At 61.7% G+C, this 17,754-nt stretch carries 18 protein-coding genes; 4 read left to right on the top strand and 14 right to left on the bottom strand.

Going from position 1 to position 17,754, the window contains the following annotated elements; translation table 11 throughout:
• Positions 1 to 9 precede the first annotated feature (9 nt).
• Complete coding sequence (locus ACQY1K_RS01120; protein WP_209902880.1) at positions 10 to 708, bottom strand: class I SAM-dependent methyltransferase; 699 nt, start codon at positions 706 to 708, stop codon at positions 10 to 12.
• Complete coding sequence (locus ACQY1K_RS01125) at positions 705 to 1,706, bottom strand: glycosyltransferase (RefSeq protein ID WP_430258073.1); 1,002 nt, start codon at positions 1,704 to 1,706, stop codon at positions 705 to 707. Before ACQY1K_RS01125 ends, ACQY1K_RS01120 begins: the two co-directional genes overlap by 4 nt.
• Before the next feature lie 152 nt (positions 1,707 to 1,858).
• On the opposite strand from ACQY1K_RS01125, the gene ACQY1K_RS01130 reads away from it, so the two are divergent.
• The 3 genes from ACQY1K_RS01130 (at position 1,859) to ACQY1K_RS01140 (ending at position 5,808) form a co-directional block, all read left to right on the top strand.
• Positions 1,859 to 3,664 (top strand): hypothetical protein, encoded by a 1,806-nt coding sequence (locus tag ACQY1K_RS01130; protein ID WP_430258074.1) that lies wholly within the window; start codon positions 1,859 to 1,861, stop codon positions 3,662 to 3,664.
• 71 nt (positions 3,665 to 3,735) lie between these two features.
• On the top strand, positions 3,736 to 5,349 hold the full coding sequence (gene xseA, locus ACQY1K_RS01135; protein ID WP_430258076.1) for an exodeoxyribonuclease VII large subunit: 1,614 nt from the start codon (positions 3,736 to 3,738) through the stop codon (positions 5,347 to 5,349).
• A 123-nt stretch (positions 5,350 to 5,472) separates the two neighbouring features.
• Complete coding sequence (locus ACQY1K_RS01140) at positions 5,473 to 5,808, top strand: hypothetical protein (RefSeq protein ID WP_430258078.1); 336 nt, start codon at positions 5,473 to 5,475, stop codon at positions 5,806 to 5,808.
• Positions 5,809 to 5,851: 43 nt separating this feature from the next.
• Here the strand turns inward: ACQY1K_RS01140 and ACQY1K_RS01145 are convergent, their stop codons facing one another.
• From ACQY1K_RS01145 to ACQY1K_RS01155, 3 genes are all read right to left on the bottom strand, one after another.
• Positions 5,852 to 7,105 carry an aminopeptidase gene (locus tag ACQY1K_RS01145; protein WP_430258079.1) on the bottom strand — a complete coding sequence of 418 codons (1,254 nt, stop codon included), beginning with the start codon at positions 7,103 to 7,105 and terminating at the stop codon, positions 5,852 to 5,854.
• Positions 7,106 to 7,197: 92 nt separating this feature from the next.
• Positions 7,198 to 7,671, bottom strand: coding sequence for a Cys-tRNA(Pro) deacylase (ybaK, locus tag ACQY1K_RS01150; protein WP_430258080.1), 474 nt, complete (start codon positions 7,669 to 7,671; stop codon positions 7,198 to 7,200).
• A 5-nt stretch (positions 7,672 to 7,676) separates the two neighbouring features.
• Entirely contained in the window at positions 7,677 to 8,030 is a 354-nt protein-coding gene (locus ACQY1K_RS01155) for an ArsC family reductase (RefSeq protein WP_113109357.1), read from the bottom strand.
• A 170-nt stretch (positions 8,031 to 8,200) separates the two neighbouring features.
• On the opposite strand from ACQY1K_RS01155, the gene ACQY1K_RS01160 reads away from it, so the two are divergent.
• On the top strand, positions 8,201 to 8,365 hold the full coding sequence (locus ACQY1K_RS01160; RefSeq protein ID WP_430258081.1) for a hypothetical protein: 165 nt from the start codon (positions 8,201 to 8,203) through the stop codon (positions 8,363 to 8,365).
• A 255-nt stretch (positions 8,366 to 8,620) separates the two neighbouring features.
• Here the strand turns inward: ACQY1K_RS01160 and ACQY1K_RS01165 are convergent, their stop codons facing one another.
• From ACQY1K_RS01165 to ACQY1K_RS01205, 9 genes are all read right to left on the bottom strand, one after another.
• On the bottom strand, positions 8,621 to 9,211 hold the full coding sequence (locus ACQY1K_RS01165; protein WP_430258082.1) for a YqaA family protein: 591 nt from the start codon (positions 9,209 to 9,211) through the stop codon (positions 8,621 to 8,623).
• A gap of 65 nt (positions 9,212 to 9,276) precedes the next feature.
• On the bottom strand, positions 9,277 to 10,866 hold the full coding sequence (guaA, locus tag ACQY1K_RS01170) for a glutamine-hydrolyzing GMP synthase (protein ID WP_430258083.1): 1,590 nt from the start codon (positions 10,864 to 10,866) through the stop codon (positions 9,277 to 9,279).
• Positions 10,867 to 10,906: 40 nt separating this feature from the next.
• Positions 10,907 to 11,545: a 5'-methylthioadenosine/S-adenosylhomocysteine nucleosidase gene (locus ACQY1K_RS01175; protein ID WP_430258084.1), complete on the bottom strand. Its 639-nt coding sequence runs from the start codon at positions 11,543 to 11,545 to the stop codon at positions 10,907 to 10,909.
• The gene (locus ACQY1K_RS01180; RefSeq protein ID WP_430258086.1) at positions 11,542 to 11,991 is read right to left on the bottom strand and encodes a PaaI family thioesterase; all 450 of its coding nucleotides are present in this window, start codon (positions 11,989 to 11,991) and stop codon (positions 11,542 to 11,544) included. The genes ACQY1K_RS01175 and ACQY1K_RS01180 overlap by 4 nt, the downstream gene beginning before the upstream one ends.
• Positions 11,992 to 12,061: 70 nt before the next feature.
• Complete coding sequence (locus tag ACQY1K_RS01185) at positions 12,062 to 12,514, bottom strand: TspO/MBR family protein (RefSeq protein ID WP_062454072.1); 453 nt, start codon at positions 12,512 to 12,514, stop codon at positions 12,062 to 12,064.
• A 37-nt stretch (positions 12,515 to 12,551) separates the two neighbouring features.
• The gene (locus ACQY1K_RS01190; RefSeq protein WP_430258088.1) at positions 12,552 to 13,637 is read right to left on the bottom strand and encodes a DUF1513 domain-containing protein; all 1,086 of its coding nucleotides are present in this window, start codon (positions 13,635 to 13,637) and stop codon (positions 12,552 to 12,554) included.
• Between the two features lie 3 nt (positions 13,638 to 13,640).
• Entirely contained in the window at positions 13,641 to 14,747 is a 1,107-nt protein-coding gene (locus ACQY1K_RS01195; RefSeq protein ID WP_062454070.1) for an imelysin family protein, read from the bottom strand.
• Positions 14,747 to 16,234, bottom strand: a complete 1,488-nt coding sequence (locus ACQY1K_RS01200) for a di-heme oxidoredictase family protein (protein WP_430258854.1) — start codon at positions 16,232 to 16,234, stop codon at positions 14,747 to 14,749. The genes ACQY1K_RS01195 and ACQY1K_RS01200 overlap by 1 nt, the downstream gene beginning before the upstream one ends.
• 212 nt (positions 16,235 to 16,446) lie before the next feature.
• Complete coding sequence (locus tag ACQY1K_RS01205; RefSeq protein WP_430258089.1) at positions 16,447 to 17,718, bottom strand: imelysin family protein; 1,272 nt, start codon at positions 17,716 to 17,718, stop codon at positions 16,447 to 16,449.
• Positions 17,719 to 17,754 lie beyond the last annotated feature (36 nt).

The following is a 17,754-nucleotide window of genomic DNA, read 5'->3' on the forward strand; positions in this document are numbered from 1 at the left end:
ACGAATTCCTCAGCCTAACCGCTCTTCGCTGTAGAAGATGTCGCGGCCGATATCCTCGCACACATAGACCGTCGGCACCGGATGGACGGCGCGCAGGAAAGCGTAGGTATAGGGGAAGAAGTTGAAATGCGGGTTGAACGTGTAGCGGTATTCCCGCTCGCGCGGGACGACAATGATCAACCGCTTTTTCGCGATGCGTCGCAGTTCGGTAATCGCCTGCTTGTAGTCGAGGACGTGCTCGATCACGTGCGTGCACACGACCGTGTCGAACTCGCCGTCGGCGAAAGGCAGGCTCTCGATCTTCGCGGCCACATACTCGACACCCTTGATGTCGGCCGCATCGTCGACGACGAAATCGACGCCGACCAGGCGGCGCAGATCCGGATGGGCGGCGCGCATATGGGTAAGCAGCGATCCCGTGCCGCAACCCACATCGCAAACGCTTGTGCCCTCGACCATGGCGTTGATCCGTCGGATGCAGGCGGCGGAATTGTCGGTTCCCGCATGCACGCGCGGATGGTTGCGGTAAAGCTCGGCATATTCCTCGGCGGTCAGGAACGGCGCGCGTTCCCGGAACCGGGCGAGATGGGACATATGCTCGCCCCAGACGCGCTTGGCGAGCCAGAGAAAAAGCCTCGAGTCGCGCAGGATTGGCGGCAGCAGATCCTCAATGACGAAGCGGATGCGGTTGGTAGTTTCCCTGTTCATGCAGCACGGCTCCGGCGGCGCTTCGGTTGTTGGACCGGGGCCACGGCAGGCGCCGTGGCGATCAAGCCAGCCGGCATGCTCATATAGTGGATGCGCAACTGCTCGGACCGTGCCCGCGATAGGGAATCGAGGATGAGCCCGGCCGTGAACACCAGAAACGAGATCAGCATCAGCACCAGCGAGAAGACCCAGGTCGGCATCCGCTCGACCAGGCCCGTCTCGAAATACTCGACCAGCACCGGCGCCATGAAGGCGAGGCTTGCCGCCATGAAGGCAGCGCTGATCGTGCCGAAGAATGCGAAGGGCCGTGTTTCCTTCATCAGCATTGCAAACATCCAGAGTATCTTCGCGCCATCGCGGAAGGTCGAAAGCTTGGAATGCGATCCTTCCGGACGCCGTCCGTAATCCAGCTCAATCTCGCAGATCGGCAGTTTCAGACGCGATGCATGCACCGACATTTCCGTCTCGATCTCGAACCCGCCGGACACGGCCGGAAAGCTTTTGACGAAGCGACGCGAGAAGGCGCGGTAACCGGAAAAGATATCGGTGAAGTCGCGTCCGAAGATCGTCCGGTAGAGAATGTTGAACAGCCGATTGCCGGTCGCATGGCCCTGGCGTCCGGCATCCGCATGAACGCCGCGGCGGGTGCCGACAACCATGTCGGCGCGCTCGGTCAGGAGCGTGCGGATCAGCTCTTCCGCGTCTTTTGGAGAATAGGTGCCGTCACCATCCGCCATCAGATAGATGTCGGCGTCGATATCGGCAAACATGCGGCGCACCACATGGCCTTTGCCCTGGCGCCGTTCGCGCATCACCTCGGCGCCGGCCAGCATTGCTTTCAGCGCGGTGCCGTCGGTCGAATTGTTGTCGTAGACGTAGATGTGGGCATCCGGCAGGGCCTGCCGGAAGCCATTTACCACCGCTTCGATCGTCGATGCTTCGTTGTAGCAGGGCAGAAGAACGGCGATCTTCAGATCACCCGTCAGGGCATCGGTCATGGTTTTCACTCGATACAAAGAAGACCGCAGACGGCACACGCCGCTTCACCGCTTTACTATTTCTTGGGAAGGTTAAGGCTAGGTTTCGGGCTGGAATATTTCGGGGCGAAAATGCGAAAGCCCCGGAAATCATGGTCGGAGGTGGGGAAGACATGCAGGTCGTTAGCGGGCGCGGTGCGATATCGTCGAGGCTTGCGCCCGTGGTGATGATCTACTGGCTTGCAATCTCGATCATGGCCCTTGTCATCAAGCTGCCCACCGCGACCGATCTGATCGGTGCCGACAACGACGACATCATGCGGCTGGTTGAAGTCCGCGATCTCCTCGGCGGCCAGGGCTGGTTCGACATGACGCAGTACCGGCTCGGCCTTGCCGACGGCACGCTCATGCACTGGTCGCGGCTGGTCGACCTGCCGATCGCGGCACTGATCAAGTTCTTCTCGCTGTTCATGGCAATGCCGCTGGCCGAAGGTGTCGCGGCAACAGTCTGGCCGATTTTCGTCTCCTTCCTCCTGTTCGTCCCGCTCGGCCTTGCCGGCCGCCGGATCGGCGGCGTGGTCACCCTGCATCTGGCGCTCGGCATCGGCGCGATCTTCGTTTTCACCAACATCAAGTTCCAGCCGGGCGCGCTCGATCATCATAACGTCCAGCTGGCGCTTGCCATGTGGGTCACTGCCATGCTGGTCGATCCGCAGTATCGCCGGTCAAGCTATGCCGTCGCCGGCATTGCGGCGGCGCTGGCGATCGCCGTCGGTGCCGAAACGGTCCCTTTCGTCGCGGCCGCCTGCATCTGCGTCGTGCTGCAATGGGCCTGGCACGGCAGGTCGTTCGCCGGGGCCGCCAGGGCCTTCGGCCTCTGCCTCACGCTTGCGATCTCCGCCGCCTTTTTCGCGACCGTGCCACCCTATCGCTATGCGGTCGTCACCTGCGATAATCTTTCCTTCGGCTTTTATTCGCTGACGGCAATCGGTGGCGCCGGCCTGTTCATTCTGGCAAGCCTGCCCTTGCCCGATAAACGGTTGCTGCGTTTCGCCATGCTGGCGGTCGCCGGCGTCGCCCTTCTTGCCGCAGCCCGCGCAATTGCGCCGGAATGCCTCGGCAATCCGCTGGCAAACCTTGATCCGCTGCTTGTCGAACTCTGGCTGAACGGCGTATCCGAGGCACGCTCGATCGTGGCTGAAATGCGCGACACGCCCGAGCTCGTCGGCGGCTTCTATGCCGTGGGCCTTTTCGCCATTCTCGTCTGCGTTGCCCGCATCGCCTGCCGCAGCAAGGTCGAAACCCACGTCGTGCTTCTCGTTCTGCTCCTGGTTTCCTTCGCCGTCGCTGCCATTCAGGTGCGCGGGACGATCTTTTCCAACCTCCTCAGCATCCTGCCGCTGTCTCTGCTGATCGCCGATATCCGCGTCCGGGCCAATGCGGACCGCAACAATCCAGGTCTTGCCGCGGCCTATATCGTCACGGTCCTCGCGTCCGTTCCGGTCGTCTGGGGCGTCGTGGGCATTCTCGTGAAAGAGGGCGTCGGCGCCGTCGACCTCAATATCCTCTCCACCGATAACGCAGGTGAAGAAGGAGAATGCGGCGGGCCGCAGACATGGTCCGCGCTGAATGCCCTTCCGGTCGGCGTTATCGCTTCTCCCTCCAACAGCGGCGCGGAGATCATTCGCTTCACGCGACATCGTGCATTGTCCGCGCCCTATCACCGCAATCAGGGCGGCATGCTGACCGAACTGCATATCGGCCTCGCGCAACCGGCCGAATCCAAGGCCTTTATCGATGGTGCCGGTGTCACGGCTCTCACCTTCTGCAAGAGCGATCCGCAGACCGAGCGGCTGATCGCGATGAAACCTGACGGCCTCTATGCCGCGCTCGCCCGGAGTGACGTGCCACCATACCTGCAGCCTGTGGCCACAGGCCCGCTGGATGGGTTCATGATCTATCGGGTTGTTCGAGACTAGCGCGAGATTAAGCGTCGGATGATCCGGAAAGACGGATGAAATCGGCGCAGCCTTCGGTTAGAACAAAGGGCATGACGAGCCCTATCGCCCAAGAATCGCCGACGAACCTCACCGAATTTTCCGTGTCGGAGCTTTCCGGCTCAATCAAGCGCACGATGGAAAATGCGTTCGATCATGTGCGGGTGAGGGGAGAAATTTCCGGTTATCGCGGTCCGCACTCTTCCGGTCATGCCTATTTCTCGCTGAAGGACGACCGCTCGCGCATTGATGCGGTCATCTGGAAGGGCACCTTCTCGCGCCTGCGGTTCCGGCCGGAAGAAGGCATGGAAGTGATCGCGACCGGCAAGATCACCACATTTCCAGGCTCGTCGAAATATCAGATCGTCATCGAAAACCTCGAGCCGGCAGGCGCCGGCGCGCTCATGGCGCTGCTTGAGGAGCGCCGCCGCAAGCTCGGTGCCGAAGGCCTGTTCGATCAGGACCGCAAGCAGCCCCTGCCTTATCTGCCGCGTGTCATCGGCGTGGTGACCTCGCCAACCGGCGCCGTCATCCGCGATATCCTGCACCGCATTTCCGATCGCTTTCCCGTCCATGTGGTCCTATGGCCCGTCAAGGTTCAGGGCGAGGGGTCCGGCGAGGAAGTCGCCGCTGCCATCCGCGGGTTCAACGCGCTCGGGCCAGGTGACGCCATCCGAAGACCAGATGTGCTGATCGTCGGCCGCGGTGGCGGCAGTCTGGAAGATCTCTGGAGCTTCAACGACGAGATCGTCGTGCGCGCTGCAGCCGAAAGCCGGATACCGCTGATCTCGGCCGTGGGCCACGAGACCGACTGGACGCTCCTCGATCACGCCGCCGATGTTCGCGCACCGACGCCGACAGGCGCCGCCGAAATGGCTGTTCCCGTGAAGGCGGATCTCGAAGCTCAGCTCGCCAGCCTGGCCGCCCGACTGCGGGGCTGCGCAGCGCGCCAGATGGACCACCGCAAACAGTCGCTGCGGGCGCTCGTCCGCGCGCTTCCGTCGCTCGACCAGCTGCTGGCACTTCCGCGCCGACGGTTCGATGAAGCCGCGGCTGGCCTCGGCCGCGGGCTGGAGCGCACGACGGTCGTCAAGCGCCGCGCGTTCGAGCGTGTCTCGTCCGGTCTGCGCCTCGATCTCCTGACGGGCAGGCTCCAGCAACAACGCCAGGCTTTGAACGACCGGCTGCTACGGGCCGATCGTTGCCTGGAGAGAAGAGCGTTGAGCGAACGCGGGCGTCTGTCGCGTTTCGAAGCGTCGCTGAAATCTCTGCCCGCGCGGCTGCTCGGCCAGATCCAGCGCGAGCGTCAACATCTCGTATCGTTCGGGCGCCATGCCGATACCGCTATGTCGCACACGCTCGCGCGCAGCCGTTCGGCCATCTCGGCGCAGGATCGCGTCCTGCAGTCGCTGTCCTACAAGAACGTCCTGCAACGCGGTTTTGCCGTCATCCGCGATGAGAACAACCACCCCCTGACACGGGCCGCCGGCATTGGCGAGGGCCGGGCGATTTCCGTCGAATTCGCCGACGGCCGTATCTCGGCCGTCACGGGCGGCGAGGCCCCAACCGAAGATCCGTCATCTGCCGCACGGCCTTCTCAGTCGAAAAAGAAGCTGCCGAGGCCGGAAGCAGCCGAAGAGCCTGCCAAGCAGGGCACGCTGTTCTAACCCTTGGGCGACAGCGCCATTCAAATCTCCGCCAAGACTTCCTATCTTCTCTTGAAGAGACCTTAGCGGAACACGGCGTTGCAAGCTGCGTTTCCTCGGCAGTTGCAAACGGAGACCATGGCCATGAAAAAAGCATTCGCGACCTCGTTGCTGATCCTCTCGGCGGCAGCTTTCGGCACTCCGGCACTGGCCGGACAGACGAGGGCATCGGAGATCATCTTCGGCAAGGCCTATGACGACAACGTCATCGCCATCCAGTCCGGCTCGCTCACCAGCCGCAAGGACGGGTATTCCGAGTGGTCGGGTTCCGGCAACGACTTCATCATGCGCCGGGCCCAGGCGGAAGTCAGTGCCGACAGCAGCCTGATGCGCTCGCTCGAAGCCCGCGGCATTGCGGTCCACAACGTCCTGTCGGTGGAAACTGCTGCCAATGGCGGCAAGGTCGTCTATTACCGTTGATAGTGGCAAAGGCCCGGCAAACCCGGGCCTCGCGTCTCGTGGGTCAGGCCCATTCGCCGGCGCGCATAACGGGCACCTTGGAACCATCGGCCCTGATGCCGTCGATATCCACCTTGTCGGATCCGATCATCCAGTCGATGTGGATGAGGCTCGAATTGCCGCCCTGCGTCCTGATCTGCTCCGGCGTCAGTGAAGCTCCATCGAGGAAGCATTTCGAATAGCACTGGCCCAGCGCGATATGGCACGACGCGTTTTCGTCGAACAGCGTGTTGTAGAACAGGATGCCGCTTGCCGAAATCGGCGAGGAATGCGGCACCAGGGCCACTTCGCCCAGCCGGCGAGCACCCGCATCCGTATTGAGAACCCGGCTCAGCACTTCCCCGCCCTTGGCGGCACTTGCCTCGACGATGCGGCCACCCTCGAACTTAACCCTGATATCGTCGATCAACGTGCCCTGATGCGACAGCGGCTTGGTGCTGGAAACATAGCCTTCCACCTTCAGCGCATGGGGCGTGGTGAACACTTCTTCGGTCGGGATATTCGGATTGCAGGTGATGCCGTTTTTCGCGACTGACGCCCCTCCGTGCCATTCATGGCCATCAGCCAGGCCGACCGTGAGATCAGTGCCGGGGCCGGTGAAATGAAGCGCCGAAAAACGCTCGCCGTTCAGCCAAGTTGAGCGCTTCTTGAGGTTTGCATTGTGCGATGCCCAGGCAGCGACGGGGTCGTCGAGATCGACGCGGGAGGCGGCAAAGATCGCGTCGGCCAGCTTGCGCACCGCCACCTCTTCCGGCACATCCGGAAACACCTGCCGCGCCCAAGCCGGGTTGGGGTAGGAAATGATATTCCAGTTGATGTCGAAATTGGCGATCTTCTCGAGCGCCGGCTTGTAGGCCATCGAATTGGCCTTGTTGGCCCGCGCAACTTTGGACGGATCCTGTTCGGAGAGCATCATCGGGTTGTCGCCGGAGATCGCCAGACGCGCGGCACCATTGGCATAGGCCTTCGCCATGCCCTCGTAGAGCCAGTCCGAGGCCTTGTCGAAACTCGCATCGGGCGCAAACTCGTAGCGCGCAAGCGTCGCCTCCTCGTCGGAATAGAACGTGGAGACCAGACCGGCACCGGCCTTATAGGCGTGGCGGGTCAGGAACCGCACCAGCGGCAAGGCCGCAATCGGCGCCGTGATGACGAGATCCTGGTTCTTCGCGAGCCCAAGGCCAACCTTGACCGCCACTTCGGCAAGCTTTTCGAGTTTCTGCGGATCGATGGCGGTCTGGAAATTCGGCACGATTGTCATAATGGCCTCTGTTCTTGGAATATCTGCTGACACGACTTAGGGTGACTGAGCTGGATTTGAAGTCGATCGGTCACGATCATAGTCCCCTTGCTTCACGCAACAAGGGCCGCGGCTATCGCTTTCAATGCCGATTGTGCGTCTTTTGGGGCAAGACGAACCTGAAGCCCTCGCTGGCCACCATTGATGAAAACATGGACCTCTTCGAGAGCCGTCGCTTCGATGGCCGTCGGGACGAGCTTCCTCTGTCCGAACGGGCTGATGCCGCCGACACGATAACCGGTTATCCGTTCGGCATCAGCCGGTTTCATCATGGACGCAGACTTGCCGCCGAAGGCCGCCGCAAGCTTCTTCATCGAGACTTCTCTATCGGACGGGATGACAACGCAGACCGCCTTGCCGTCCACCTCCGCCATCAACGTCTTCAGGACACGGCAAGGCTCTTCGCCGATCGCCTCGGCTGCCTGAAGGCCGATGCGTTCGGCGTTGGGATCATAGTCGTAGGTGACCGTCGTGAAGCTCACACCAGCCTTATCGAGCACTTCGGTTGCGCGGGTCGCCTTGGACATGGAATTCAGGTCTCGGTGAATGTCGCGGCGTAACGTTCCGGTTTGAAGCCGACAATCAGTTTTCCATCCGCTTCCAGTATGGGCCGCTTGATCATCGAAGGCTGAGCTGCCATCAGCGCGATCGCCTTCTCCCGGTCGAGATCCAGCTTGTCGGTCTCGGGCAGCTTCTTGAACGTGGTGCCTGCGCGGTTCAGCACCTGTTCCCACCCGGCGCGCGCCGTCCAGTCGTCAAGATGATCGCGGTCGATACCGAGCGCCTTGTAGTCGTGGAAGACATAGGCAACGCCCTTCTCGTCCAGCCAGGCGCGGGCCTTCTTCATCGTGTCGCAGTTCTTGATGCCATAGATGGTGATCGCCATGAGAACCTCTTCGCTTGATGACGATCGATAGCAACCACACCTCGGGTTAGGCAAGACATGGATGCAGTGAGGTCCGTGTCATGTGATTGGCGCATGCCTCCTCTGTGAGCTTGTCGATTGTATAGGCACAATGTGCAGCCTATTTTAGGAACATCACAAGGAGAGATCAAATGTCTGCATCTATCAAGAACCGCGTTGGCGCATTCGGTCGTGCATTTGCACTGTTCGGCGCTGCCGTCTCCGCATCCGCTGCTGTCGAGAACAACCGTCGTCCGCAGGCCCGTGACCTCGAGATCCTCGGCATCGATCCCCAGGCTTTCCGCAAGGTTCGCTAATCATACTTCCAAAGACCGCCCGGCGGGAAAGCTCCTGCCGGACATGTGTGGCGGTATCCTTCGCCACACGATAGGCACTGATGATATGACCCGGCGGAGCCCTTCAGCCAGAGCAGGTCACCATCCCGCTAAACGCATGGCTTGTTTCGAAAGCCAATAGGCGATCAAGCCACAAACTTCCCCGCAAAAATAATGATACTAGGCCAGGCGCGCCCACGCTGCCTGATAGCATAGACGAGCTGGCGTCGCGCCAACTCAGCTCATCAGCATCTTGTAGGCGCAATAGACGGCGATCAGCACGACGGCGCCGATCAGTGCCAGCTTCCCGAGCCGCTTCTCGATGAAGTGGCGGATGCTCTCGCCATGGCGACGCAGGAGCCATGCCAGGAGAAAGAAGCGGGCTCCGCGGGTCAACACGGCCGCCGCGATGAACAGCCAGATGTTGACATGCACGGCACCGGACAGGATCGTGACCACCTTGATCGGTGGCAGATGCGCAAAGCCTGAGGTCACCAGCATCAGCAGGATCGTCTCGTAGGTGATGCCGGATTTCAGCTCGTTGAACGTATCGAGCTTGCCCCAGAATTCGAGGATCGGCACGGCGATCGCATCGAACGCGAAATACCCGATCCACCAGCCGGCAATGCCACCCAGCACCGAAAATGTCGTGGCGATCAGGGCGTAGCGCCAGGCGCGCTCGGGCCTTGCGAGCGCCATGGGCAGAAACAGCACATCCGCCGGCACCAGAAAGACGGAGCTTTCGACGAAAGCGATGACCGCAAGCCAAACGCTTGCGGACTTGCGGGCGCTGAGCGCCATCGTCCAGTCATAGAGGCTGCGGAGCATAGGGATATCCGGGAAGGGATTGAGAGGTGACAGGCCGCTGAGTGATGCGGCCGGTCACTAAAGGCCTATTCCCACTCGATCGTGCCGGGCGGCTTGCTGGTTACGTCGTAGACGACGCGGTTGATGCCGCGCACTTCGTTGATGATGCGGGTTGCCGCACGGCCAAGGAAGTTCATGTCGTAGGGATAGAAGTCCGCTGTCATGCCATCGACGGAGGTCACGGCGCGGAGTGCACAGACGAAGTCATAGGTGCGGTAGTCGCCCATCACGCCGACGGTCTGGACCGGCAGCAGCACCGCGAATGCCTGCCAGATCGTGTCGTAGAGACCGGCCTTGCGGATTTCGTCGAGATAGATCGCATCCGCCTTGCGCAGGATATCGAGCTTTTCGCGGGTAATCCCACCCGGGCAGCGGATGGCAAGGCCTGGGCCCGGGAACGGGTGGCGGCCGATAAAGCTTTCCGGCAGGCCGAGTTCACGACCCAGAGCGCGGACTTCGTCCTTGAACAGTTCGCGCAGCGGCTCCACCAGCTGCATGTTCATGCGCTCTGGAAGGCCGCCAACATTGTGGTGGCTCTTGATGGTGACCGACGGGCCGCCGGAGAACGAAACGCTCTCGATGACGTCAGGATAGAGCGTGCCCTGTGCGAGGAAGCGCGGAGCGCCCTTGCCGTCGGACGCGATCTTGGCGGCTTCCGATTCGAAAACCTCGATGAACAGGCGGCCGATCGTCTTGCGCTTGACCTCAGGGTCGGAAACGCCGGCCAGCTGCGTCAGGAACAGGTCGGATGCATCCACGGCCACGAGCGGGATGTTATAGGCGTCACGGAACATGCCGACGACCTGTTCGGTCTCGCCCTGACGCATCAGGCCGTGGTCGACATAGATGCAGGTCAGCTGGTCGCCGATTGCCTCGTGGATCAGAATAGCGGCAACGGACGAGTCAACGCCGCCGGAGAGGCCGCAGATGACGCGCTCGGTGCCCACCTGTTCCTGGATCTTGCGGATCATTTCGGCCTTGTAGGCCGCCATGGTCCAGTCGGATTTCAGGCCGACGATCTTGTGCACGAAATTGGACAAGAGCTTGGCGCCATCTGGCGTGTGCACCACTTCCGGATGGAACATCGTCGTGTAATAGCGGCGGCTCTCGTCGGCAGCGATCGCGAACGGCGCGTTTTCGGATGTGGCGATGACTTCGAAGCCATCGGGCAACTGCGTAACGCGGTCGCCGTGGCTCATCCACACCGGATAGCGTCCGCCCTGTTCCCAGAAACCATCAAACAGCGGGCTGGATTTCTTGATTTCGACATCGGCGCGACCGAATTCCGCGGCATGGCCACCCTCGACGACGCCGCCGAGCTGGGTTGCCAGCGTCTGCTGGCCGTAGCAGATGCCAAGGATCGGAACGCCGCTGTCGAACACGGCCTGCGGCGCGCGCGGGCTACCCTCTGTCGTGACCGATGCCGGGCCGCCGGAAAAGATCACGCCCTTCGGCGCCATCCTGTCGAAGGCGTCCGATGCACTCTGAAACGGGTGGATCTCGCAATACACACCCGCTTCGCGCACGCGGCGCGCAATCAGCTGCGTCACCTGGCTGCCGAAATCGATGATGAGAATGCTGTCGGGATGAGCTACCAAGGGCGTTGTCTGGGTCATGGCGAGCCTTTAGAGAAAAACTGGCTTTTGTGCAACTGCGTCAGAGCGCCAAATCGCCGCTTTCGAGGGCGTTTTCAAGCCGGTCGATAACCGCGGCAAGCTTCTCGTCGATCACATGGAGATATTCCGTCCAGTTGTCAACATGCTTCAGCTCTGCCTTGCCGTCCGAAATGCCCCGCAGGCCGACCAGAGGAAGACCGAAAAGCTGACAGCATCGCTGCACCGCAAAGGTCTCCATGTCCACCATATCGGCGGCCACGAGATCATAAGCCGATCCTGAAACGATATTGCCGCCCGTCGAAAGCGACGCTTCCGCGATGCCGGGAATGCGCAGCGGCATCGGAACGATCGCCGGGTGATCGAGAAACGGCGTGCGGCCCTTTTCGAAACCGAGCGGGGAAGCGTCCATGTCGCGATAGGCAACGGAGGATACCTGGTAGACCTCCGTCTGCTCGAGACTGCGCGAGCCGGCGGACCCGAGTGAGACGACCAGATCCGGCAACCGGCTTTCCACCTCCAGCCGTGTCAGTGCACGCGACAGCATGACCGCTGCCTCCACCGGGCCTACACCGGTCATCAGCGGCTTGATACGGGTTTTGAGATGCGGACCATATTCGGCATCGACGGCCATGACGAACATGATCTGCCTGCCAGAAACTGCCTTAAGTTCGAAATTCATCCGACGATATCCTGCCTGCCGCGGATGACCATCATCGATGCGGTCATGGACGCAATGAGTTTTGCCGGGCCGTCACCGATCGCATAACCGCGCCCGTCCGCAACGATGATCGTCGACCCCGGCTTGGTGATTTCGCCGCGAAACAGAAAGCGCTCTCCACGACCGGGCGATAGCAGGTTCACCTTGAACTCGATCGTCAGGATCGAGGCGTCAGGCGCGATCGTCGTGTAGGCGGCATAGATGCAGGCTGTGTCGAGGGCCGCGGAAATCACGCCGGCATGCAGAAAGCCATGCTGTTGGGTCAGCTTCTCGCTATAGGGCAGCTCGATCTCGATCATCGCCTGCTCGACCCGGGTGAGCTCCGCATCGAGCATTGCCATTGCGCCCTGCCGGTCAAAACTCTGGCGAATACGCTCGCGAAAATCGCCTGTTTCGAGAATGCTCATGCCTGCCCCTTTGATCGGGGCAAGGTGCCATGCCGGGCCGGTATCGGCAAGCCGGTTTGGTCTCGGCTCGTCAGTTGAGCATGACGATCGAAATATTGAGCATCGTCGCAAACGCGACCCACAGCGCATAGGGGACGAACAGCAGCGCGGCCGTGCGGTTCGGCCGCCAGCTCATCGCAATGAACAGCAGGATGAAAGCGAGCATCGGCACGATGATGGTCAGGCCCAGAACCGGGTTCTGCATCCCGAAAAAGGCCGGAGACCAGAGCAGGTTCAAGACGGCCTGCACCGCAAACACGACCAGCCTTCGAGTGTTGTTCTGGTCGTACCAGGTAGAGGCAAGCGCTGCGCCGATCATGCCGTAGAGAACCGTCCAGACCGGTCCGAAGATCCAGTTCGGCGGATTGAAGAACGGCTTGTTCAGCTGTTGGTACCATTCGCCGGGAATGTTGCTGACGCCGCTGATCACGCCGACGGCGACCGACGCGATGATGAAGAGACCGTAGACAATAGGTTTGCGCATGTACCCTCAGATAGAGCGGTTTGAGCGGCCGGAAAGATCATCCGATGCGAACGATGTGCTGGTCCCAGGCTATCCGGCTTTTGGTCTCGTTGAAACGCCCGTCATAGGTCGAGACCGCGATGCCGTGCGCAGCCGGTGCCACGCCCGCAGCCTCCCGCACCGTCTCTTCCCTCATCACCTTGCCGGTCCTTGCATCCAGCGTCACCGCCGCACCGCCAACCGGCGATGTCAGGCCGACCAACCCATCGCGACGATTGACGGCGATCGCGCCCACATAGTTGCCAAGCCGGACCGTGGTCTGTTCGGGCAGGTCGAGGAATGCGATGTCTTCGCCCTTCGAAAACCGGCCGGCAAGCGGCGGCAATGCGTTGCGCGCACCTTCCCACTGGCAGGCAAACCAGATCCGGCCACTATCGGCAATGTCGAGATGCCGGGTGGAAAGCTGCGATAGCGCCGGCGGCATCAGGTGTTTCTGGATCAGCGCGCCGGATCGTGCATCCAGCAGCACCAGCGATGGCTCCATACGATCGAGATTGAGCTTGGTGCGGCCGAAATCCGGATGCGTCTCGATACCGCCATTGGCAATGACCAGCGTCGACCCGTCGTCGGAGACGGTCATGTCGTGGGTGCCGACACCATGGGCATCGAATTCGCCGATGCGGCGGAAGCCGTCGCTTCCATCATAGACGCCGATCAAGCCGCGATTGCCGTCGAAATCGTTCTCGCTCGCGTAGAGCCTGGTACCATCAGGCGAGAAATGCCCGTGGCCGTAGAAATGTCGCCCCTCCGGAGCGGTGATCATGACAGGCTCTTCCCGGCGTGCCGTATCAAACACCATGGCGAAGGTCCCGGGCCGTCGGGCAAACGCGATCGTTCGACCGGTCGCAGCACTGAAGGCCATGCCATGCGCCCGCGCGGGCAGGGCCACACGGTCGATGATCTCGCCGCGCTCCGACACGGTCGCAATGCCGAACGAACCATCGGGCGCACGAAAACCCGAGGCATAAACCGCGTCCGCCCGTTCCAGCGCCATCAGCGAGCCCGGTTGAAGGGCCGCGGTAAAGGCAACGCCTGCCGCCTTCAGGAAACCGCGTCGATCGATCGTTTCGCCGCGCCAGTTCATGGCCTAGTCGCCGTCTGCAAACGAGAAGCCGGAGGAAAGCCCGATCGCGCCGCCATAACCGTCGTTCAGCTTGGCGATCACGTCCTTGCCGCCGTCGAGAAGCGATTGAAGCTTCGCCTGTTCGCTGGGGTTTTCGACCGCCACTTCGATATTGGGCATGACGGTGCGGGCCGTGGCGATCATCGACTGCAATCTGGCCTGCGTTGCCGCGACGACCGGTCGGTCCTTTTCCTGCAGCAGCTCGACCATGCCCGACGTGGCGAGCAGCTTTGACAATCCATCAAGATTGCCGTGCAGGCTGTCCCAGGTGTTTTGCGAACGCCAGAATAGCGCCTGTTTCGGAAACGTCGCCTTGCCGGCACCTTTGTAGAATGTCTCGATCCGCTGGTCGCGCACGGCCTCCGCGCCATGGACCAGAATACCGAGCAATGCGGTTATCGCCTCGCCGCCTGTGCGAAAGGCTGGATTGTCGGGTCCCGGCTGTTCCCACGTCTTGGCGATGCCATCCGGCGCGTCCCAGATACCGGCCACTTCCTTTGCGACATTGGCAACGTTCTGCGCGGCTGCGGCGGCATATCGGCAGCGAAATGCATTCTCGGCCTCTAGAAGATCGCTATCGGCATTGGTGCCGTAGAGCAGATATTCGAGTGCGCCGAGACCCTGTGTTGCAACGCTTTTGGAGGCAAGCGTCGTCGGGTCCGTCGCCGTCTCGTCCTTCTTGGCAAGCACAGCCTGCACCTGCTTCAGACCGGTGCTCTTGCGGTCGGGATAAAACAGCACCCGCTCGAACCGGTTCTGCTCGATGATCGGTCCAGTGCGGACGATCTCGATCGACCCCCAGCTGACGACGAGCGCGCGGAATGCAGTTTTGACGACGTTGAGATTGGCGACTGAAGGCGCCTTGCAGAGCGCAGCACTCTTGTCGGCCACGTCCTGCGCAGACGTCTCGAAGGCATCATAGCCCGGCCGGATAAACCCGTTGACGGCCGCGGTCATCACTTTCGTGACGGCTGCTGCCGGAAGCTCGACCGCCGGCACGCTGTCGGCATCCTGCGCCTGCGCCGTTGTGGACAGCAGCAGAGCCAGGCCGGCCGCGAAGATCTTGCGCATCAGAGTGACTCCAGGAAGGTGAGAAGAGAAGCGCGATCATCTTTGGAAAGCGATGCAAAGGCATCACGTGCCTTCTCTCCCTCGCCGCCATGCCAGAGAATTGCCTCGGTCAGGTTTCGCGCCCGCCCGTCATGCAGGAAGAACGTGTGCCCATTGACGGTCTGCGTCAAGCCGATGCCCCAGAGCGGCTGGGTGCGCCATTCCTGCCCGTTCGCCACGCCCACCTGCTGGCCATCGGCAAGACCTTCGCCCATGTCGTGGAGCAGGAAGTCGGAATAGGGCCAGATCAGCTGGAATGCATGCGCCTTGTTTCCCGCATCGCGGCGGGTCACGAATTTCGGCATGTGGCAGGAAGCACAGCCCGCCTGATAAAACAGCTGCTTACCCTTCAGCACGCCGGCATCGCCGATATCGCGTCGGGCCGGCACGGCGAGGTTCTCCGAGTAGAACGTGACGAGCGGCAGCACCGGATCCGGCGCTTCCACCGGACCGAGCCTTGGCTGCACACCGGTCGGCAGGGCCAGACAGTCGCTTTGCGCCTTCCGGCAGTCGCCGTGATCGAACGGATCGTCCGGCGTCGAGATGCCGATATCGCCGACGAAAGCCGATGAGCTCTGGTCGCGGATGGACGCGTTCTGCGCCTTGAAGCCGAAACGACCGATCTTCAGCTCGCCGCTCTTGTGGTCGCGCACCAGCGCGGCCTTTCCGGAAATACCGTTCCCGTCGGTGTCGTCAGGATCGGCGTTGGCAAGCAGGTCGGCCTCGTGGATCGCCTGAATGAGGCCCATGCCGATCATGGGCGGAGCCACGCGCGGCGAAAGCGTGACATCGCCCTCCATCGGGCCAAATTCCAGGTCTGCAACCGAATAGCTGGGCTTGCGCAGAGTAACCACCTCGCCATCGGCAAGTTTCACCGGCAGGTCCTGATAGGCAATCTGCAGTCTGCCTTCGGCCTGCAGCCCGGGCACGGCGAGATCCTGCAACTGCTCGCCATAGACCGCATCCGGAAAGTTGAGCTTGCGATAATCGGCGATCACCGCGCGTTCTTCGTCGGTCCGGGCCGGGCGGGCCAGCCGCAGGAACATCGATGTCGCGTCGGCGGCACCTTCGGGCGGATGCCCGCGGCCGTCCTTCAGGTGGCAGCTCTGGCAGGCCCGCGCATTGAACAGCGGCCCCAACCCGTCGGAAGCCTGGGTCGACGAGGGAGAAGACACCCAGAGCTTCGTGAACAGCGCATTGCCGAGCTTGAAGTCCTGCTCTTCCTCGAACGTGATGTTGGCGGAGAAGTGCGAGAAGATATTCCCGTTGACGCTTGCCTTGGTGGTTGCCCCGCCGCCGGCCATCAGCTCGAACTGCTCCGGCTTGGAGAAGTCCGTCGTGGCACGCGTCACGCTTGCCACCCGCTTCTGGTCTTTCGGGTTGAGATCGGTGCGCGACGTCGGAAAAATGCTGTCGCCGCCGGTTGCGATCAGCGGGATCAGAAACAGAGCGCCGGAAAGGACCGGCAAAACAAGTCGGAACCAGTATCCGCTGCTTCTCCCGGCATCTTTCCCGGGAGGGGAAAGGCAGCCGCGCGCGAGCCCATCGTCCAGCGGGTGCTGGGGACAACCCGGGGAGTGGTTATGCCCCTCCCGCGTTCGGGGAGGGGTGAATGAGGTGAAGTGTTTCATCGCAATCGCTTGGCAACCGCTTCAACGGCTTACTGAAATACGGCTTCCGGATTGTCCAGGCTGTCGGAGCCTTCGAGATCCACCTTGCCGAGATCGAGCGACGCAACGACGCGCTCGATCGTCTTGGTCTGGTCGATCAGCCCATCGATCGCCTTCTGGACCACCGCATTGCCGTCGGCATTGTTCTCGCCGATCATCTGGTCATAGGCCTCGACCTTCTGGGCACGGTCGGCCATCGCGTTCATGGCCGCAAGCGTCGCATCCAGCTTGCCCTTCATCTCGTCGTCCAGCGCCTTGTCCTTGGCCAAGACGAGATCTGACAGCGAAGCGCCGGTCATCTTGGTGCCGTCGATACGGGTATATTCTCCCGTATAGGCCGACTTGATGCCGATCGCGTCGTTCAGGTGCGAGGCATAGGTGTTGTCGGAGAAGCAGTCATGCTCTTCTTCCGGATCGTGCAGCAGCAGGCCAAGCTTCATCCGCTCGCCGGCAAGCTCGCCATAGGAGAGTGAGCCCATGCCGGTCAGGATGGCGCTCAGTCCCTTCTTGCCATTGGCCTCGACGGTCCTGGCGGCCTTGCCCTTGGGGCCCCACGCCACAACCATGTCCTTCAGATCGGCAACCAGCAATGCGGTCGCAGCTTTCAGGTAGGCGGCGCGACGGTCGCAATTGCCGTTGGTGCATTCGGTCTTGCTGTAATCCGTGTAGGGACGCGCACCGGCGCCAGGCCCGGTGCCATTGGTATCCTGGCCCCACAGCAGAAACTCGATTGCGTGATACCCGGTCGCCACATTCGCCTCGATCTCGCCGGCCTCATGCAGGCTGCGCAGCGTCTTCGTGGTGATCTTGGTCGTGTCGAGCGTCTTGCCGTTCACCTTGATCTTGGGGTTGGCAATGATGTTCGCCGTGTAGAGAGCGTTCTCGTCGCTTTCCGTGCCATAGGAGGGGTCGACATAATCGATAAGGCCTTCATCCAGCGGCCAGGCATTGACCTTGCCTTCCCAGTCGTCAACGGCAGAGTTGCCGAAACGATAGACTTCGGTCTGCTGGTAGGGAACACGCGCCGCGATCCAGGCAGCTTTCGCCGCCTTCAGCGTTTCCTCGCTCGGATTTGCAATCAGCCCGTCGATGGCCTTTTCGAGGCTTTGCGCTGATATCAGCGAATCCTCGAACTTGGCATGCGCCAGCTCGGAATAATGCTTGAGTACGGCGGCCGGCTTCGTGTCGGCGCGCGCTGCCGTTAATGTCGTCGATGCGGCAAGAAGCGCCACTGCGGCGCCGAAAGCAAATTTGCGGATCATGTCCCTCTCCATTGCGGCGTCGTTTGAAACGAGGCT

The organism is Neorhizobium sp. IRS_2294 (genome assembly GCF_050500145.1).
GTDB lineage: Bacteria > Pseudomonadota > Alphaproteobacteria > Rhizobiales > Rhizobiaceae > Neorhizobium > Neorhizobium soli.